Source organism: Acinetobacter colistiniresistens, assembly GCF_000413935.1.
Lineage (GTDB): Bacteria > Pseudomonadota > Gammaproteobacteria > Pseudomonadales > Moraxellaceae > Acinetobacter > Acinetobacter colistiniresistens.
In genome coordinates this window covers 114515-134564 of sequence record NZ_KE340376.1, presented here as the reverse complement: position 1 = coordinate 134564, position 20050 = coordinate 114515, and the positions used below count along the sequence as shown (strand labels likewise).

Here is a 20050-nt window from a genome sequence, read left to right as displayed (position 1 = left end):
CGGGTATAAGAATTTTTATAAAGTTTTGAGTTTGTTATGGCAGAAGAGTTGCTGATTAACGTCACGCCGATGGAATGTCGTGTGGCCTTGATTGAAAATGGTACGGTCAATGAACTATTTGTTGAACGAACTGTAAAACGTGGCTTAGTAGGGAACATCTACAAAGGCAAAGTAGTCCGTGTACTCCCAGGAATGCAGGCTGCTTTTGTGGATATAGGTTTGTCTCGAACAGCTTTTTTGCATATTAACGATATGGTGTGGTCGCGTTCGCAGCCAACCCCCAACGTTTTTGAGCTATTGCACCCCGGTCAAATGCTGACTGTCCAAGTCATGAAAGACATGCTTGGCACCAAAGGCGCACGGCTCAGTACTGATCTTTCTATTCCTTCTCGTTATCTGGTGTTGATGCCTTATGGCAATCATATCGGTGTGTCACAACGGATCGAGTCTGAAGAAGAACGTGATCGTTTGCGTGGCATTATTGAAGGCATTCAGGCTGAACATAATTTACCGGGCAGTGTGATTGTGCGTACGGCTGCTGAAGGGGTAGATGATGCTGCGATTGCGCAGGACATGTGCTATCTGAGCAAGCTGTGGGAATTTATTCAGCGTAAACAAAAAGAAGCTGCAACTGCTGAACTGATTTTTGAAGAATTACCTCTACCGCAACGGATTGTGCGTGATTTGGCCAGTGGCGAAACTGCGAAGATCTATGTCGATTCGCGTGAGATTCATGCCAAGCTCAGTGACTTTGTTGATGAATTTGTACCGACCATCCAGAATCGGCTGATTCACTATCCTGGTGAAAAGCCGTTATTCGATTTATACAATGTCGAAGAGGATATTCAAAAAGCCTTACAAACTCGCGTGGCGCTGAAGTCGGGTGGTTATCTGATGATTGACCAGACCGAGGCCATGACCACCATTGATGTAAATACCGGTTCTTATGTCGGTGGTCGCAGCTTGGAAGACACCGTATTTAAAACCAATATGGAAGCCACTCAGGTAATTGCAAGGCAACTTCGTCTGCGTAATTTGGGCGGTATTATCATTATTGATTTTATTGACATGCAAGAAGCCGAGCATCGCGAAGAGGTGATGCGTCAGTTTGAGCGTATGCTGGAACGAGATCACGCCAAAACTAAAATTACGCAGGTTTCTGAGTTGGGTCTGGTCGAAATGACCCGTAAGCGCACCCGTGAATCCTTAGAACATTTGTTGTGTGAATCATGCCCAACCTGTCAGGGGCGCGGTTATGTGAAAACAGCAGAGACAGTATGTTACGAGATATTTCGCGAGATCTTGCGTTATGCCCGTGCATTTGATTCCAAGGGTGGCTTTACTGTCGTTGCACATCCAGCGGTAATTGACCGTCTACTAACAGCAGAAGCCCCAGCTGTCGCGGATTTAGAACATTTCATTAATCGTGTGATTAAATTCCAAGTTGAAAATCTGTATACGCAAGAGCAATACGATATCATTTTAACCTAAAGTTGTAACAAGATTTCGCTTAAGCCTTGTTACAACTGAAATTTTACTTTCTATCACGAATTTTAAATACTAGAACCATAAAATGAGCCATAGGTACTTTTAGGTCCCTTAGCAAATAATATGAGGTATATAATCATGAATGTGAGTGAAAGTTTAGTGAACCACGGTTTCAAGCATGTTTTGGACAGTAACCCTGTAAACACATGTTATATGGTAGACAGTCAAGGTAAGGAAGTTCAGATTACCACGGCAATGATTCGTTTGGCTTGCCACCAGCTGTTGCAGCGTTGTCGCACAATTAAAAAATAAGGGGCCATCGAAAGCCCCTTAATTTTTCTGGGCAATTAATTTGCCACTTTCTGTGGTAAATCCTGAATGGCTTGTTCAAAGCGTTGAATTTCATCTTCTAAGTGAGTGAGTAAGTTTTGCATCTTTGGCAAAGCATTACGACACGCAATCAACCCCACTTCCAATTTATCCAAATAACTTGTCATGGTGATATTGAGCGCCTGACCATCCATCACAATTGATGCAGGGTAGAGTGCATCGAGCTTCGCACCATTCCAATACAGCGGTTCACGTGGGCCGGGTACATTTGAAATGACCAGATTGAACGCTTGGCGTTTCGGTAGCATGCCCGAAGCAATGTTTAAGCCTGCCGGACCGTAGACCACGGCACTATAGTTTAAAATTTCATTGGCGGTCATACGACTAAAGCGCTGTTTCGAGTTCTGTACACTACGGCGAATGATTTCCAAACGCTCAATCGGGTCTTCAATATGCGTGGCAAGATTGGCCAGAATCATGGTGATACGGTTACTGACATCTGAATCATCGGTACGAACTGAGGCAGGTACCATCGCAATGAGTGGTTTCTTTGGCAAACTATTATGACTGAGTAAATATTCCCGTAAAGCACCTGAGCATACGGCTAAAATGACATCGTTCAAGGTCACGCCCAATGATTTGGCAATACGGCGAAAACGTTCGAGTTCAAAGGATTGTGCTGCAAAGCGACGTGAAGAACTTACACGCTGATTTAAAATTGAAGGGGGGGCCTGAAAGGTTGAGACATAATCTGGATTTTTGCCCATTTCTTTAAAAATAGTCTGTGAAAGCTCTTGCATGACTTTTGGCGCAACTTCCAGCTGCGATTTGATTCCTTCCATCACCCCTTTAATTTTACTGACCGTTGGTGGTTTCGGAGCTTTAAGACGCTTGGTGCGTTTTCCTTCTACGCACCAGAGTGGCACCACATGTTTTTCATTCGGATCTTGCGAAAGTGATTTTTCAATCAGGCGCATCCCCGCTACGCCATCGACCATGGCATGATGAATTTTGAAATACATGGCAAAGCGGTTGCCCTCAATGCCTTCAATAATGTCACAGGTCCAAAGTGGCTTGGCGCGATCAATTAACGAGCTATGTTGCTGCGAGATGTAGACCAGAAGTTCACGAATACGTCCCGGATTAGGTAAGGCAATGTGACGGAAATGATGGTCGAGATCAAATTCGCTGTCCTCACCCCAAAATAAACCATTCAATTGGTTATTGAATGGAGGAACAGGAATGCTCTTAGATTGACGAATTTCATTGACGAGATCATGCACAAATGTGGGTGACGCATTCTCTGGAAGCTCAAACAAAAACAACCCACCTACATGCATAGGTTGTTGTCTTTTCTCTAGCGAGAGAAAGATAAAATCAATGGGGTGTAGTGGGCGCATAGCAGATCTAGCCTCTCATCGCATTTTTTCTAAGATACTCTCTTGGAGCTCTTATTAGAATTATTGGAACCGTTCTGCGCAGTATATACTGTTTGTTCTGGTTAAAATATGACTTTAGACAAGCGAGTCATGGAAAATAAAACCACTGACGAATCAGTGGTTTTATTTTAATGAGGGATTTGATTTAGTGATTGAGATGCAAACCGCATTCGCGGTGCTCTTCACCTTTGGTCGGATCAAAATAATCTTCATTATCAGGTAAATTATGCTTTTGCATGTATTCCCATAGGTCTTTTGAGGTCCATTTTAATAGTGGTGCAACTTTGATAAGACCATCTGGATTAATACTTACAGGATCCATTTCTGCACGGACAGCTGTGTCTGTTGCACGCAAAGCGGTAAACCAAACTTTGGGTGCAGTCTCACGTAAGGCACGCTCAAAAGGTTCTAATTTTACTTCGGCAGTAAATGCTTCATGTTTTGGATCATCCAGTGCTGGGACTGGTCCTTCTAATGCTTCGCGATGTGCACGTGAACGTTTTGGCAAATAAGTCAGAAGATTAAGATTCAAGAGTTTAGTAATTTCATCAACATACTTATAGGTTGTTTCGGTGTTATAGCCATTATCCATCCATACCACTTGGATATCAGGTTTAACACGGGTCAACATATGTAAAATGACAGCTTCAAATGGACGAAAATTCGTTGTCACAATAGCTTTTTCATTTAAGCTTAATGCCCATTCAACTAATTTTTCAGCATCGTTGCCCAATTCGCTATTGATTTGATCCAAGTTTAAAGTCATAACGCGTTGCCTTTTCTTTTCGTCAGTCTTTATCGTATACACGACACACTAGCTCATATAGTAATGTAATTATCTCTGGCCGGATATCTCCGTAAAGCAAATTCTTATTCAAAAAATCTATGGTTAGAGTATGAAAAAAGGGCAATTGCTCAATACATCTCCATGCTAAACTAGCGCAATTTTTAACACATAAGGTACTTGGATAAGCATGGAAATCGTATGCCTAGATCTTGAAGGGGTTTTAGTTCCAGAAATCTGGATTAACTTTGCAAAAAAAACAGGGATTAAAGAACTAGAAGCCACCACACGTGATATTCCAGATTACGATGTGCTGATGACACAACGTCTCAATATCTTAAAACAGCATGGTTTGGGCTTAAATGATATCCAGGCAGTGATTGCAGATATGGGTCCTTTTGAAGGAGCCAAAGAGTTTGTTGAGTGGGTACGCACCCATTTCCAACTGATTATTTTATCAGATACTTTTTATGAGTTTGCTCATCCATTGATGAAGCAATTGGGATGGCCAACCATTTTCTGTCATAAACTTGAAACCGACGAAAATGGCATGATCACAGCTTATAAATTACGTCAACCTGATCAAAAGCGTCAGGCGGTAAAAGCGTTACATGGTTTGAATTTCCGCGTGATTGCAGCAGGGGATTCTTATAACGATACCACTATGCTGGGTGAAGCAGATCATGGTTTCCTATTTGATGCGCCAGCAAATGTGATTGCAGAATTCCCTCAATTCCCACCATTGCATGGTTATGAAGCACTTAAACAGGCGATTCGTTCTGTATCGCAACGTGATATTCCAGAATAACTAATCCTCCCCAACCCTCCTTTAGTAAAGGAGGGAGCTTTCCCTCTTTATTAAAGAGGAGCTAGGGGAGATTTTTTAAAATTTATAACCAATCTTTAGACCATAGGCGATGGCATTGTTATTTTCAAACTCAGCAACATAGCCAGGTGTATTAAATTGTGAACCTGATTGTGCTTTTGCATCGCCCAGCCAGAAGTATTTTACCCCACCTGCGATAAAGTAATTTGGAGCAGGACTGTATTGAACACCGACTCCTACGTTCCAATAGCCTTCAGTTGGCCCAAGTGTAGTGACTGGGTTGCCTGCACCTGAATCCCAACCAACTGATAGATTACCTGCCCATTGATCGTTAAATTTACGACCGACACCTGTCGTAATCGAGTATTGATCATCGGTATAGGCAACCAGATCAAAACCATCTTTCTTACCGGTTGAGGCAACGATTGGTGGCAAAGTCGAAGCAGCACCAAATTTATAGGGACGGATGGCAAAGTCTTTCCAGTTCACCCAGCGTAAATTGGCAAACGCAACGGTGTTTTCCATAATCCCTGTTTGGAAATCGAGATTGATCGATTGTGGGGTGGTGATTTCAGTTGTGCCTTCTGAATGATTAATTTTATTTAAAACTGCATCCAAACCTGCATTGCCAGTCATACCTGCAATACCATGATTTTCATAAGCATTCATTTCATGCTTGATTTTGGCACGGTAAGTCAAAGAAGCTTTAAGTGCAATTTCAGGAATTTGATAAGCAACACCCGCTAACCAACCAACGGCTTCATCTTTACCTGTTTTAAAGTCATAACCACTGTAGGCACTATAACTTTTACCACGTAACAGTACGGTACTGTCTAGGGTTTGATAGACCGCGCCTGCGTAGAGGTTCCAGTTTTGATTCGGTTGGTAACCGAATAACAGGTTTAAGTTTTCAGTATCTACCGTCACTGATGTACCGCCTTTGAAGGGAACTGGGCGGCTTTCAATAAAATTGCTATGGCCTGTATATTCTGCATCTGCACCATAGGGTTGATCATAAATCAAACCAATCGAGAATTTATCGGTGGCTTGAATTTTTAAGGCTGCGTTTGGCGCGTAATAATGATTCGCCATATCGCCAGTATTGTTTTTAGATGTGTCTTTACCCGATACACTTGGATCTAGAACGGTGATCCCTGCTTCAAAATAGTTATTTGGCTGTAAAAAAGCGGCAATTGATTGACCTGAGCGATCCAGTGCTGCGGCGAATGTTGTTGTTGGAACTAAGCTAAGTAGAAGAGCCGTTTGAATAGCATTCAGCTTCATTAATATGTTCTCTCAAATCACTTTGTAACAGAATGGCGCGAAAAGTAACATAATTTTTATTCGCTTAAATATTTTACAAATGTCAATAAATGAACGGTGAAGTCACTGAAAATGCTTGAGCATTCACAGTTTTTATTGATGGTTTTAAGCTTTGGGCCACTGCCGATTTATTTAGTTATGATTTTGATTTTATTTATTAAAATTGTATAAAAAAAGGCCATCCTAAGATGACCTTTGCTTTAAAAAAACTTGATTAGAAGCGGTAACCCATTTTTAAGCCATAGGCAATTGCATGGTTATCTTCAAACTTCGCAACGTAGTCATCACCACCTGCTTGAGCACCTGTTTGCGCTTTAGCATCGCCTAACCAGAAGTATTTCACACCACCAGCAATGAAAGTCGCAGGCGTTGGGCTAAATTGAAGACCTACACCCAGATTCCAATAACCTTCTGTTGGGCCAAGTGTTGTTACAGGGTTGCCTGCACCAGAATCCCAACCTACAGAAACGTTACCAGCCCATTGTTCGCTTAGCTTACGGCCTACACCGGCGTTGACAGACCATTGGTCATCTGAGTATTCAACTAAGTTGAAACCGTTTGGACGACCAACTAAACCACCAACTTGTTGTGATAAAACACCAAACTTATAAGGTTGGATAGAGAAATCTTTCCAGTTCACCCAACGAACATTTGCAAATGCAACTGTATCCGCCATGATCCCTGTCTGGAAATCTAAGTTAACAGATTGAGGTGTTGTGATTTTAGTTTTCTTGTCTTGCGCAAGGCCTGCTGTGAGTTTGCTTGGGTCAAGTCCTAATCCTCCTAAAACGCTAGTAAGCGCTGGGAAGCCGAGTAATGATAAGTCTTCTTTAATTTTTACATCATGATCAATTTCAGAGCGGTAAGTTAAAGATGCTTTTAGTGCAATCTCAGGAATTTGATAGGCAGCACCTGCTAACCAGCCCACACCAGTTGTTTCTTTAATATTCGCATCGTAGCCGTTATAGACACTGTAAGCTTCGCCACGAAGACTTACATTTCCTTTAACTGTTTGAAGTACAGGACCTGCATAGAAATTTAAGTTTTTGTTTGGTTGGAAACCAAAGACCATCGAAATGTTCTGCGTGTCTACTTTAACTTCTGTACTATCAGAGCCTGTACTTGAGCCCAAGTAGTTTTTAGCTGCATTTAATGCACCTGCTAACTGTTGAAATTGTGGGCTACTTTGTACTTGAGCTTTAGCTGCTGCAATTGTTTGAGCATTTACAGGTAGGTTTTTCTCTTGTAATGATTCAATTGCTTTTTTAGTGACGATACCATCAATTGACTTTGCAGATAATACGCCATCTGTTGGACTTGATACAAAAACGTTATCGCCAGTGTATTTTGCATTTGCACCAAATGGCTGGTCGTATAATAAACCGAAAGAAACGTTGTCAGTCAGTTGTAATTTTAATGCTGCGCTAGGGAAATAATAGTCATCCGCCATATCCCCAATTTTTCGTGTTGTTGATGATGTGCCAGCTTCTTGGCCTTTCACTGTTGGGTCTAGAACCGAAATACCCGCTTCAAAATAGTTACCCGGCTGGAAAAAAGCAGACATAGATTGACCTGAACGGTCTAACGCAGCTGCAAAAACTCCAGTTGCAGGTAGCGTTGCTAAAATCATGGCAGTGCTAAGATGTTTTAATTTCATTGTAAATCTTTCCTTGAACTTCAAGATTCTTAAGTGTTAAGAAGCTATGATCTGACAACAAAAAGTTATCTATCGTGATTGGCTATAACTTCATGTAACAAAAATACCATAATTAAAATAAGAGTAAATGTTCTAAATGAACTATGTAGTATGCGAATTTTGTTGAAATTGGATAAAAATAAATCTTAAAAAATTTATATACATATGTGTTTTTATTTGTAAAATAATGATAAATATAAATTATTAATCTCAAATAATAATCGTTATTTTTTGCATTTTTCAAAATAATGTTTTTTATTTGGTCAAAGATTTTTTGTAAAAAATGAGATTTATTTCTCCACATATGCTTTTTAGGCAAAATTTTAAGCGTAGCAGATCAGACTTGAATAATTTTACGCAAAATTTACGCCTTGCTCTTTTTTCAATATAGAGAATTTACGTCCCTCATTTCCATACTAAAGCTGACCTATTTTTAAATGGCATTTGCTATGTGGGAATTTATTTCTGTCTTTATTCTTTCATTGCTATTGGCTTATCCACTTGGCATTTATCTTGCCGATGTGATGCAAGCCAAACCAATGAAAAGTGACCGTTTGTTTAAATGGATTGAGCGGCCAATCTACGCCGTCCTCAATATAAAGCAAGTCGGGATGAACTGGCGACAATATCTCGCTGCATTTGTACTCAGCAATCTGTTGTTGCTTGGGAGCAGCGTCATCATTTTAATGACCCAAGCATGGTTGCCACTGAATCCAGATCATATTCCGAATATGAGCTGGGACTTGGCTTTACATACCACCATTTCATTTTTGACCAATACCAATCAGCAACATTATTCCGGACAGGCTCAGTTGTCCTATCTGTCACAAATGACCGTGATTGTCGGTTTACAGTATCTGTCCCCAATTATGGGGTTGGCATTATTGGCTGCAATGCTAAGAGCTTTGTTTTTACAATCTAATCCTAATCATGCGCAAAGTATGGATAAAAAGCGTTGGAACCAGATCAATCTGGGTAATTACTGGATGGATATCATTCGGCCTTTATTTCGATTCTTTATTCCTTTAGGTCTTGTCTTGTCGTTATTTCTGACCTTTCAAGGGGTTCCTGCAACCTTATCTGCGGGGCCAACAGCACAAGTTCTGGATCAGAGCACAGAAGTTAAAACACAACATATTCCACTTGGTCCAGTTGCACCCATGGTTGCGATTAAACAGTTGGGCAGCAACGGTGGGGGATGGTATGGCCCAAACAGTAGCGTGCCTTTGGAAAACCCGACACCTTTGTCCAATGTGATGGAGATGATTGCGATCTTACTGATCCCACTGTCTGTCGTATTTATGGTGGGGCGTTTTATCCAGCGTAAAAAGTTAATGTGGATGATTTTTGGCAGCATGTTATTGATGTCATTGGCTTCGACAGTATTGACCCTATGGGCTGAAAAATCATCTTTGACTCCAAATCTTGCCGTAATGGAAGGCAAGGAGTTCCGGTTTGGCGTGGAGGCTTCTGCACTTTGGGGCAGTTTAACCACACAAGTGAATAACGGCTCAGTCAATATGATGCATGACTCCGCATCTCCACTGACCGGACTGGTTGAACTCTGCAATATGCTGATTAATGCCATCTGGGGAGGCATTGGCTGTGGTCTGTTACAGTTCTTTATTTATCTGTTTTTAGCGGTCTTTATCGCGGGTTTGATGACCGGACGTACCCCTGAACTGTTCGGCCGAAAAATTGAAGTCACCGAAATTAAGTTGTTGGCACTGGTGATTTTATTACAGCCCGTGGTGATTCTTGGACTGACAGCAATTGCGATTGCTTTCCCGTCCCTGACAGCCAACTCAAATCCAGCATTTCACGGTATTAGTCAAGTGTTCTATGAGTATGTCTCTGCCTATGCCAACAACGGTTCCGGTTTTGAAGGACTGGGTGATAACACACTGTGGTGGAATTTGAGTGCGAGCGTTGCGTTATTGGCAGGGCGTTATAGCGTATTGATGATTCCTGTTTTGATCGCTGTCAGTTTAGCAACCAAACCACAAGCAGCGGAAAGTAAAGGCTCTTTACATATTGAATCTCCGACCTTTGCACTGACCTTGATCGGTATCGTACTGATTCTGACCTTATTGCAATTCATGCCTGTGTTGGTGATTGGACCAATTGCTGATTATTTATCAATAAAAGTTTAAGTGTGGAGCAAGCACAATGAAACACTCAAATGCGACACAACAGCTGGATATTTTGAATAAAGAGATTATTCAGCAGACTTTTCATAAACTGTTACCTCAACACGCTTTTAAAAATCCAGTGATGGCATGCGTCTGGATCGGAACAGTCTTAAGCCTCATCGCAACATTCATGGGGAGTGCAAGTCTGGTTTTTGGCTTACTGTTAAGCTGTATCTTATTGGTGACCGTATTATTTGCCAATTATGCAGAGGCAGTTGCAGAAGCCAAAGGACGTGGGCAAGCGGCGTCATTGCGCCAAGCGCGCGAGAACTTAACCGCAAACCGCCTTGCTGATTTAAATGCAATCCCAGAAGTTGTTTCTGCAAACCTATTGAAAAAAGATGATTTGGTCATCGTTAAAGCAGGAGAAATTGTGCCTGCGGATGGTGAAATCATTCAAGGTTTTGCGACCATCAATGAATCAGCAGTTACAGGAGAGTCTGCACCAGTATTGCGTGAAGCCAATACGGATCGTTCAGGGGTGATTGGTGGAACCAAAGTGCTATCCGATCAAATTACAGTTTGTGTCAGTAATGAAGCTGGCCATAGCTTTTTGGATCGTATGATCGCCTTGGTTGAAGGCGCTAACCGTCAAAAAACACCGAATGAAATTGCACTGGGTATCTTACTGAATATCATGACCATCACTTTTATTGTGGTGGTAGCAACCCTGCCATTTATTGGGGCGATGGCGGGTGTCAAAATCAGCTTGGTATTATTAATTGCATTGTTGGTGTGTTTGATTCCAACCACAATTGGCGGTTTGTTACCTGCGATTGGAATTGCAGGGATGAACCGTGCTTTAAAAGCCAATGTGCTGGCTAAATCGGGTAAGGCTGTCGAAGTTGCGGGTGATATTGATGTATTGCTGCTGGATAAAACAGGAACGATTACCTATGGTGACCGCCAAGCCACAGCCTTTTATCCACTGGCAGGTGTGAGTCCAGGTGAGTTGCGCCAAGCTGCCATGCTGACTTCTTTTGCTGATCCAACCCCTGAGGGGAAATCTGTGGTCAGTTTAGGCAAAGAATTGGGTGAACATATTCAAGAGCCGAAAGATGCAGAGTTTATTCAGTTTAGTGCATCAACACGGCTATCTGGCGTCGATTTGGTCACTGGGCAACGCATTCGTAAAGGTGCTGTTGATGCCATTCTTAAATTTACCGAGCAAAATATTCAGGACAACCTTGAGCTGAAGACTCGCGTCGAACAAGTGGCTTCAAAAGGGGCAACCCCGTTGGTGGTAGCCTCAAATCATAATATTCTCGGTGTGATTGAACTCTCCGATGTCATCAAGCAGGGCATAAAAGAACGTTTTGCGCTGTTACGTGAAATGGGGATTAAAACCATCATGGTTACAGGCGATAACCCGCTAACCGCTGCAGCAATTGCCGCTGAAGCCGGAGTGGATGACTATATTGCTGAAGCCAAACCCGAAGATAAACTGGCCTGTATCCGTCAAGAACAAGCTGCAGGTAAGCTGGTGGCAATGGTGGGGGATGGTACCAATGATGCGCCTGCTTTGGCCCAAGCGGATATTGGCCTTGCTATGAATTCGGGGACTCAGGCGGCTAAAGAGGCGGGCAATATGGTGGATTTGGATTCTGATCCTACCAAGTTACTGGATGTGGTTGAAATCGGGAAACAACAGCTGATTACGCGTGGGGCATTAACTACTTTTTCTCTTGCAAACGATGTTTCCAAGTACTTTGTGATTTTGCCTGCGTTATTTGCCGTGGCAATTCCTCAGCTCGATGTACTGAATATCTTGCGCTTAAGTAGTCCAAGTAGCGCTGTGATTTCTGCTCTGATTTTTAATGCGTTAATTATTCCAATGCTGATTCCGCTTGCCTTAAGAGGGGTGCAGTTTAAACCTGCCAGTGCTTTGCAATTATTACGCCGTAATATGCTGATTTATGGTGTGGGTGGTGTGATCTTTCCGTTTATTGCGATCAAGTTGATTGACCTTGTTGTGTCATTGTGGATTTAGGAGTGAAAAATGAATACATTAGAAAATCTTCCATTGTCGGTAGATACGCACGCGTTGTTACGTCCTGCTTTAGGGCTGATTTTGGTTGGCTTTTTAATTGCAGGTGTGCTGTATAGTAGTGCTGGTGTAGCACTGGGGCAGTTATTCTTTCCCAAACAGGCCAATGGCAGTTTAATCGAGCTTAATGGCAAGATTATCGGCTCAAGTTTAGCTGGACAAAGCTTTGTCAGTGAACAATATTTTCATGCCCGCCCAAGCGCATCCAACTATCAATTGGATACAATGGCTGGGAGCAATCTGGCTGTTTCAAACCCAGTACTGCAAAAACAGATTCAGGAAAGAACCATGCAGTTTGCTCAGAATAATCATATTTCCGGGCAACAGGTTCCACTTGAAATGATCACTGCATCAGGCAGTGGTATTGACCCAGACATTTCACCAGCAAGTGCATTATTGCAGGTAAAACGTGTAGCGCAGCAGCGTCATTTGTCCGAGCAGCAGGTACATAATTTAGTACAACAACAGATTCAACCTGTTCAATTGGGTGTGTATGGGCAAGCACGGATTAATGTGCTGAAATTGAATCTGGCATTAGATCAATTGTCATCGACCCAACGTTGATAGAGCACAGGATATGCAGATCGACCGAAATAATAAAGCAGATGCATGGTTGGCGCATAGTCAACGGGAGCAATCTGGTCGTTTAACCATTTTCTTGGGTGCGGCACCGGGTGTGGGGAAAACCTATGCCATGCTGACACGGGCGCATGAGTTGATGCAGCAAGGCTCTCATGTGGTAGTGGGCGTGGTGGAAACGCATGGTCGATCTGATACCGAGCGTTTGATTCAAGGCTTGAATGTGATTCCAAGAAAGGCCGTGGACTATCAGGGTCGTACTCTGGAAGAGATGGATCTTGATCAAATCCTTAAATTAAAGCCTGAAATTGTGTTGGTGGATGAACTCGCGCATCGTAATGTGCCAAATAGTCGGCATGAATACCGTTGGCAAGATGTCAATGAACTGTTGGATGCTGGGATTGATGTCTATAGCACCTTAAATATTCAGCATCTGGAAAGTCTCAATGATGTGGTCTATCAAATTACAGGAATTCGGGTCAGTGAAACCGTTCCCGATGCATTGCTCAAACGTTTGAAAGATATTCGCTTGGTTGATCTGCCTGTGCCTGAGCTATTAGAGCGTATGAATCATGGCAAGATTTATTTGGCTGATGTCGCACCGCACGCCTTACAAGGTTTTTTTAAACCCGCACATTTAACGGCTTTACGTGATCTCGCGATTCAAACGGTAGCAGGGCAAGTTGAAATTGATTATCGGGAGAAGTTTGTCGCACAGGGACAAATCATTCCGATTCAAAATCATGTGATGTTAGCGATTGATGGCTCTGAGTTTTCGGAAGATTTGGTGCGACGTGCGCACCGTATTGCCGAAAGACGTAATGCGATATGGAGCGTGATCTCAATTCAAAAAAGCAAGATTGAAAATAAGCAAACATTCGCCGTGACCAAAGCATTTAACTTGGCACGCAAGCTAGGCGCTGATACGTATTTGCTGTATAGCAATCATATCGCTTCTACGATTTTGCAAGCGGCTTATGATTATGGGGCATCCAATATTCTATTGGGAAAAAGCCCTAAAAAGTCAGTATGGCAGCGCTTATTTTCAGATCATATTGCCGATCAGTTATTAGAGAAACAGCATCCTTTTGAGATTACTTTTGTCCAACCTTTAAAAAGCAAAAATCAAAGCACTGTACCCAACATCGATCATTCTTATCGTGCATGGTTAGAGCAGGGGCTGGCCTTCAATCCGCGTGAGCTTATTGAAAGTATCGTGATTGTGTTAGTGGGCTTAATGGCAGCGGCCGTGAGTGATCATTTTATTGGTTATAGTGAACTGGCCTTAATTTTTGTGGTTACTGTGCTGGTGGTGGCAATGCGTGCAAGGATGCTGATTACCATCATGAGTGTATTTATATGCTTCCTGCTCTATAACTATCTATTTATTGAACCGCGTTTTACCTTTCGGATCAGTGCTGAACGTGGGGTCATGACCATTATTATTTTCATTGTCTCTGCTTTACTGGTCGGACGGTTGGCCAATCAATTACGTGCTCAGGTTCTGAGCTTGCGTGCGGCAAATTCGGTTTCATTGCAGTTACAGGAGTTGGAACGAAAGCTGTCAGTTTGTGTGGATATTGAACAAGTTTTAAATGTTGCCAAACAACATGTAGAGAGTGCTTTGAAGGCAACGGTTTGGCTAAGGGTCGGCACGCAAATGCTGGACGATGGTGTGTACTTAAATGAGAAAGACCAGATCGCTGCTGACTGGACTCAAAAAAATGGCAAGCCCTGTGGACGCTTTACCAATACGTTGACTCAGTCTGAATGGTGGTTTAACCCCTTAAACTTAGAGGGTGAGCATGGTGTGATTGCGATTCGATTTCAGCCTGATACGTTGCCCATAAACTTTGAACAGCAACGTTTGGCGGAATTGATGATTGAAGATATTGCACAAACGGTCTCACGGGTGCAGTTATCTTTGCAGCTGGAGAATTCCAGAGTGGTTGCTGAAACAGAAAAATTGCGTTCAGCTTTGCTCTCTTCCGTATCCCATGACCTGCGTTCGCCGCTGGCAGCAATGATTGGTTCAGCAGATAGTTTGAAATACTATGGCGAACAGATGCCTGAAACGGATCGGAATGAATTACTGGACACCATTCATGTTGAGGGTGAGCGTTTGGATCGTTATATCCAAAATTTATTGGATATGACCCGTTTGGGGCATCAAGGCTTGACCCTGAGTCGTGCTTGGATTGGTGTTGATGAATTAATTGGATCGGCAACACAGCGGTTAAAGCGCTATCAGCCTCAGTTGAACATTGATGTCGCTATTCAAGAGAACATTCCGCAGTTGTATGTACATCCTGCCTTGATTGAACAAGCGATTTTCAATGTCTTGGAAAATGCAGCAAAGTTCTCACCTGATGATAAGCCTATTGAGGTCGACATTCAGCAGGTAGAAAATGTCTTACAAATTGACATTGTGGATCAGGGTGTAGGTATTCCAGAACAAGAACGTGAACAGATCTTTGATATGTTTTATACCATGCAGCGTGGGGATCGAGGTAAAACGGGAACGGGATTAGGTCTTGCAATTGTGAAAGCGATTATTGGGGCGCATATGGGCAGTATTGAAGCCTTGGTGGGACCATATGGTCAAGGCTCTTTAATTCGAATACGATTACCACTTCATCAGGATTAAAAGTATATTCATGCCACAGACAATGAATCCACATGCATCGATTCTTATTATTGATGATGAGCTGCAAATTCGGAAATTTCTGGACATTGCCCTGCGTGCGCAAGGCTATCAGGTACAGGTGGCTGAAAATGGGATGAAGGGCTTGGAAATTCTGGCATCACGCGGTGCTGATTTATTGATTCTGGATTTAGGGCTGCCTGATATGGATGGGCAGGAGGTGCTGATTGAATTGCGACAATGGAGTGATATTCCTGTGATTGTGCTTTCAGCACGTCCAGATGAGAATCAGAAAATTCAGCTCTTGGATGCGGGTGCCAATGACTATGTGACCAAGCCTTTTAGCATTCAGGAGCTTTGTGCCCGAATTCGGGTCATGTTTCGCAATAAGCCACAACAGTCCGAGCACAATCTGGTGTTTAATGATGGACAACTTTGGGTGGATGTGGCTGAACATGCGGCCAAACTGGCTGGTGGCGAGATTACCTTAACCAAAAAAGAATTTCAGTTGTTGACCCTGTTGATTCGTCATCAAGGCAAGATCGTGACGCAAAAACAAATCATGACCGAGTTATGGGGCATTAGCCATGAAGAGGATACCCACTATCTTAGAATCTTGGTAAAAAAACTCAGAACTAAAATAGGGGACTCCGCAGTAACACCCAAGTATATTTTCACCATTGCGGGAGTTGGATTACGCTTTGGTGAATAGTGAATTTATTCTGTCGTGGTATTTAGCCATTAGGATTTTAGTAAAAAATCAGCATATGCTGCGCGTAGCTCTGCCTTAACAATTTTCCCGGTGCCATTGATCGGGAGAGCATCAACAAAAATGACGGCGTCTGGAATCTGCCAAGATGCGATTTTATCGGAAAAATAGGTCAGTACATCCTCTTCAGTTAAAGTGGAGTGCTCTTGTTTTACCGCAATTAAAATTGGACGTTCATCCCATTTGGGGTGGCGTGCAGCAATTGCGGCAGCCATACGAATTTCAGGATGGCCTACAGCAATATTCTCTATTTCAACAGATGAAATCCATTCACCGCCTGATTTGATTAAATCTTTAGCACGATCACGGATGGTCATGTAGCCATCAGAATCAATGGTTGCAATATCCCCTGTATCAAACCAACCATCTGAAGTCAGAGAACTTTTTTCTTGATTGAAATAGTGGTCAACCACCCATGGACCGCGAATTTGTAAATTTCCTTGTGTCTGCCCATCATTTGCAAGCGGTGTTGTACTCTTTTCATCAACAATACGTAACTCTATACCAAAAGGTGGACGGCCCTGACTCTGGCGTAATTTCTCAAGTTGTTCGGGATTTAACGAGGCATGTTTTGCTTTGGGTTGATTGGCTGTGCCCAGTGGACTTATTTCTGACATCCCCCATGCATGAATCGTGTCACAATGATAAGTATCTCTAAATTCACGGATGATAGAGGGTGGGCAGGTTGCGCCTCCAACTACATTGCGCTGCATACTTTGCAAGCGGCTGCCTGTTTTTTTGGCAGCAAGCAATAAGCCCTGCCAAATGGTAGGCACACCCAATGCCACTGTCACTTTATAATCATCAATTAAACGAACGAGGCTCTCACCATCTAAATTTGGCCCAGGCAGAATGAGAGAACTCCCGACCATTGCTGCTGCATAGGGAATGCCCCATGCATTGACATGGAACATGGGAACCACAGGCATGACAATATCCCGAGCAGAAATATTTAAAGAGTCGGGGAGCGCAATGGCCATCGTGTGCAGTAAGGTCGAACGATGGCTATATAAGACTCCCTTGGGATTCCCCGTGGTGCCCGAGGTATAACATAAGGAGCTCGGAGTTTCTTCCTTGAATTGTGGCCAATCGAATTCTACGGATTGATCTTGAATTAACTCATCATAAAAAATAACGTTTGGAAGTGTGCTAGCGACGCTTTCATCATAGGCGCTTAAACAGATCAATTTTTCAACCGAAGGAACTTTATCCTTAAGCGCACTGATTAATGGCAAAAATGTAATATCGAAGAAAATAACTTTATCTTGAGCATCATTAATAATAAAGGTCAACTGCTCTAGAAATAATCGAGGGTTAATCGTATGGCAAACATAACCACATCCAGAAATGGCGTACCATGATTCTAAGTGACGGCGGTTATTCCATGCGATTGTAGCAATACGATCGCCCTCACTTAAATTAAATGCCTTGAAAGCATTTGCTAAGCGTTTACTATTCTGCTGGATGTGTTTCCAGTCCGTTGTACTGAGCTGGCCATCGACTTCACGTGAAAAAATGGCAGTGTCTGCGTGGTATTTTGCTGCATGCTCAATTAAGTTACTAATCAATAAATCCTGATGTATCATTTTTCCAAACATTTTTTATCCTTTTTCACGAGTTGGTGTGGTCAATGCTGCTGTGAACCAGAAGTTCACTGTCTTAATACTTACGATGAATGACTGAAATAAAATGATATTTAAAAGAAAAGTTTAGGCTGAGTGATATATCTAGAGATGTACCACACCTTGAGTATGGATTGAACTTTATACGTAGCAAAATGAAAGTAGCATTGCGAAAAATAGTGGTCAATATAAAAGCGAATTTTATTCATATTTATCTTACAAACGCTGAATAACTCAATGCGGTTTAGCTCGTTGACTTGCGTCCACTTTAAAAGCTGTAATGGTGAGCTGGATGCATAAAACCTTAGAAAAAATTAAAAAAAGATGTTTGAAATTCGAATGATTATTTTATCTGATTAAACCAAGAAAAATGGCTGCATATTCAAGCTTATCACAGCGTATTGAGCGATCACCAGATCGGTCTAATTTGCAATATTTAAATGGGCTGAAATATGCTTTTATAAAGCTTAATAATAACTTAGCTGCTTAATTGTTAGCGCGTGTTTTTCAATTTTTAGTATATACTGGTTAAGCTTTTTAATGTCTTATTCGAGTCAAAATGAAAAAATTATTAGCGATTACTGCACTCAGTTCTTTAGGTTTAATGGCCTGCTCAACCACAGAAACATCAAAATCAATCCAAAGTCCACAAGTAACGGCAGCAGTTCAACAAATTAAATATAACGGGGTTAAAGTACTGGTTTCGATTGGTAAGTTTGATAATCGTTCTAGCTATATGCGAGGCATCTTCTCTGATAATGTTGATCGTCTTGGCGGACAGGCAAAAACCATTTTAGAAACCCATCTACAGCAAACAGGCTATTTCTCGGTTCTAAATCGTGACAACCTATCTGAACTGAAGCAAGAAGTGGGGTATAGCAATGCTGCTCAAACGATTAAAGGTGCACGTTATGTGATTACCGGTGATGTGTCTGAGTTTGGCCGCAAAGAAGTGGGTGATCAGCAATTATTCGGTATTTTAGGCCGTGGTAAGCAACAGATTGCTTATGCCAAAGTGAATTTGAATATTGTCGATGTGAAAACGTCTGAAATCGTTCACTCAGTACAAGGTGCGGGTGAATACGCACTCAGTGCACGTGAAGTGCTTGGTTTTGGCTCTACAGCCTCTTATGACTCGACCTTAAATGGTAAGGTATTGGATTTAGCGGTACGTGAAGCCGTCAACAATTTGGTAACTGATATTCAGAATAACCGTTGGACTGCACAATAAACTAGGCCGCTGTAAAATGAAAAAAATTGTTTGCGCCAGTCTGATCAGCATCGGGCTGGTTGGCTGTGCTGCTGGGCCTCAACCTTTGTATAGTTGGGGGTCTTATACACAACAGACGTATTTGATGTATAACGCACCAGAAAAAGCCACACCCAATGCACAAATTATCAAGCTAGAAGCGGAAATCGAAAAAGCCAAAGCGAAAAATCTCGCTGTTCCGCCTGGGCTATATGCACATCTGGGCTTGTTATCTTTGCAAGAGAATAATGCGCAAAAAGCAGTTGAGTATTTTCAATTGGAACGACAAGTTTATCCTGAATCGACCGTATTGATGGATCGCTTGTTACAGAAAATGAATGCCAATGGAGGAGTTGAAAAGCCATGATCAAGGCATTTTTAGTTTCGAACCTCCTGCTTGCAGGTTTAGTACTTACGGGCTGTGCATCATCTCCTGCGGTGAATAAAGACATGACGGTATATAAGCAGCATATGCCGAAATCGATTCTGGTGTTGCCACCAGTCAATGATTCACCAGAGGTAAAAGCAACTTATAGTTATTGGCCAACGGTTGTTACACCTGTAGCTGAAGCAGGTTATTATGTTTTTCCAATTTCTGTGGTTGATTCGATGTTTAAAGAGAACGGTGTGACCAATGGTCATGATGCTCAAAGCATTTCGCCACAGAAATTACAGGAAATTTTTGGTGCGGATGCTGCGCTCTATATTCGGATTAAAGAATATGGTTCCAAATATCAAGTCATTCAAAGTGTTGCGACTGTGAGCGTAGAAGCAAAACTGGTTGATTTGAAGAGTAGCGAAGTCCTTTGGACAGGTGAAAAGAAAGCGGTTCAATCCAGCAATAATGGCAACAATGATTTACTCAGCTCATTGGTCGGTGCGTTGGTGGAACAGATTGCCGGGAGTTTAAATGATCGTGCTTATCCTTTGGCAAGCATCGTAAATACCCAATTATTTACACCGACACAGCAGAATCCTGGTTTGGGTTTACTCTATGGACCACGTTCACCGAAATACCAACAGGATGGTATGCTAAAGTGATTTTCTAATCATCGATGTCAA

Annotated in this window: 16 protein-coding genes; 11 read left to right on the top strand and 5 right to left on the bottom strand. The window is 42.3% G+C overall.

Annotated elements, in window-relative coordinates:
- The first annotated feature begins 36 nt into the window (after positions 1 to 36).
- Positions 37 to 1491 carry a ribonuclease G gene (gene rng, locus F907_RS16835; RefSeq protein ID WP_005269502.1) on the top strand — a complete coding sequence of 485 codons (1455 nt, stop codon included), beginning with the start codon at positions 37 to 39 and terminating at the stop codon, positions 1489 to 1491.
- A gap of 135 nt (positions 1492 to 1626) precedes the next feature.
- Entirely contained in the window at positions 1627 to 1800 is a 174-nt protein-coding gene (locus F907_RS18735; protein ID WP_005243969.1) for a PA1571 family protein, read from the top strand.
- A gap of 35 nt (positions 1801 to 1835) precedes the next feature.
- Here the strand turns inward: F907_RS18735 and F907_RS16840 are convergent, their stop codons facing one another.
- Both F907_RS16840 and F907_RS16845 read right to left on the bottom strand, forming a co-directional pair.
- Positions 1836 to 3218, bottom strand: a complete 1383-nt coding sequence (locus F907_RS16840) for a WS/DGAT/MGAT family O-acyltransferase (RefSeq protein WP_005243968.1) — start codon at positions 3216 to 3218, stop codon at positions 1836 to 1838.
- 184 nt (positions 3219 to 3402) lie between these two features.
- A complete protein-coding gene (locus F907_RS16845; RefSeq protein WP_016651090.1) occupies positions 3403 to 4023 on the bottom strand; it encodes a phosphoadenosine phosphosulfate reductase domain-containing protein in 621 nt (206 codons plus the stop codon).
- 208 nt (positions 4024 to 4231) lie between these two features.
- On the opposite strand from F907_RS16845, the gene thrH reads away from it, so the two are divergent.
- Positions 4232 to 4849, top strand: a complete 618-nt coding sequence (gene thrH / locus F907_RS16850) for a bifunctional phosphoserine phosphatase/homoserine phosphotransferase ThrH (RefSeq protein WP_004652299.1) — start codon at positions 4232 to 4234, stop codon at positions 4847 to 4849.
- Between the two features lie 75 nt (positions 4850 to 4924).
- Here thrH and F907_RS16855 read toward each other — a convergent pair whose 3' ends face one another.
- On the bottom strand, positions 4925 to 6151 hold the full coding sequence (locus F907_RS16855) for an OmpP1/FadL family transporter (protein ID WP_016651089.1): 1227 nt from the start codon (positions 6149 to 6151) through the stop codon (positions 4925 to 4927).
- Positions 6152 to 6404: 253 nt separating this feature from the next.
- Positions 6405 to 7847, bottom strand: a complete 1443-nt coding sequence (locus tag F907_RS16860; RefSeq protein WP_005269510.1) for an OmpP1/FadL family transporter — start codon at positions 7845 to 7847, stop codon at positions 6405 to 6407.
- Positions 7848 to 8335: 488 nt separating this feature from the next.
- On the opposite strand from F907_RS16860, the gene kdpA reads away from it, so the two are divergent.
- Genes kdpA through F907_RS16885 form a run of 5 tightly spaced genes read left to right on the top strand, consistent with a single transcriptional unit; the run spans position 8336 to position 16060 of the window.
- Positions 8336 to 10039: a potassium-transporting ATPase subunit KdpA gene (kdpA, locus tag F907_RS16865; protein ID WP_032861646.1), complete on the top strand. Its 1704-nt coding sequence runs from the start codon at positions 8336 to 8338 to the stop codon at positions 10037 to 10039.
- Between the two features lie 16 nt (positions 10040 to 10055).
- On the top strand, positions 10056 to 12068 hold the full coding sequence (gene kdpB, locus F907_RS16870; RefSeq protein ID WP_016651087.1) for a potassium-transporting ATPase subunit KdpB: 2013 nt from the start codon (positions 10056 to 10058) through the stop codon (positions 12066 to 12068).
- A 9-nt stretch (positions 12069 to 12077) separates the two neighbouring features.
- Positions 12078 to 12689: a potassium-transporting ATPase subunit KdpC gene (gene kdpC / locus F907_RS16875; protein ID WP_005269513.1), complete on the top strand. Its 612-nt coding sequence runs from the start codon at positions 12078 to 12080 to the stop codon at positions 12687 to 12689.
- A 13-nt stretch (positions 12690 to 12702) separates the two neighbouring features.
- Entirely contained in the window at positions 12703 to 15351 is a 2649-nt protein-coding gene (locus F907_RS16880; RefSeq protein ID WP_016651086.1) for a sensor histidine kinase, read from the top strand.
- Between the two features lie 10 nt (positions 15352 to 15361).
- On the top strand, positions 15362 to 16060 hold the full coding sequence (locus tag F907_RS16885; protein WP_016651085.1) for a response regulator: 699 nt from the start codon (positions 15362 to 15364) through the stop codon (positions 16058 to 16060).
- A 29-nt stretch (positions 16061 to 16089) separates the two neighbouring features.
- Here the strand turns inward: F907_RS16885 and F907_RS16890 are convergent, their stop codons facing one another.
- Entirely contained in the window at positions 16090 to 17715 is a 1626-nt protein-coding gene (locus tag F907_RS16890) for a long-chain fatty acid--CoA ligase (protein ID WP_016651084.1), read from the bottom strand.
- Between the two features lie 583 nt (positions 17716 to 18298).
- Between F907_RS16890 and F907_RS16895 the strand changes: the two genes are divergently transcribed.
- Genes F907_RS16895 through F907_RS16905 form a run of 3 tightly spaced genes read left to right on the top strand, consistent with a single transcriptional unit; the run spans position 18299 to position 20029 of the window.
- Positions 18299 to 18970 carry a CsgG/HfaB family protein gene (locus F907_RS16895; protein WP_016651083.1) on the top strand — a complete coding sequence of 224 codons (672 nt, stop codon included), beginning with the start codon at positions 18299 to 18301 and terminating at the stop codon, positions 18968 to 18970.
- A 16-nt stretch (positions 18971 to 18986) separates the two neighbouring features.
- Entirely contained in the window at positions 18987 to 19355 is a 369-nt protein-coding gene (locus F907_RS16900) for a DUF4810 domain-containing protein (RefSeq protein WP_016651082.1), read from the top strand.
- The gene (locus F907_RS16905; protein WP_005269522.1) at positions 19352 to 20029 is read left to right on the top strand and encodes a DUF799 domain-containing protein; all 678 of its coding nucleotides are present in this window, start codon (positions 19352 to 19354) and stop codon (positions 20027 to 20029) included. The genes F907_RS16900 and F907_RS16905 overlap by 4 nt, the downstream gene beginning before the upstream one ends.
- Positions 20030 to 20050: the final 21 nt, after the last annotated feature.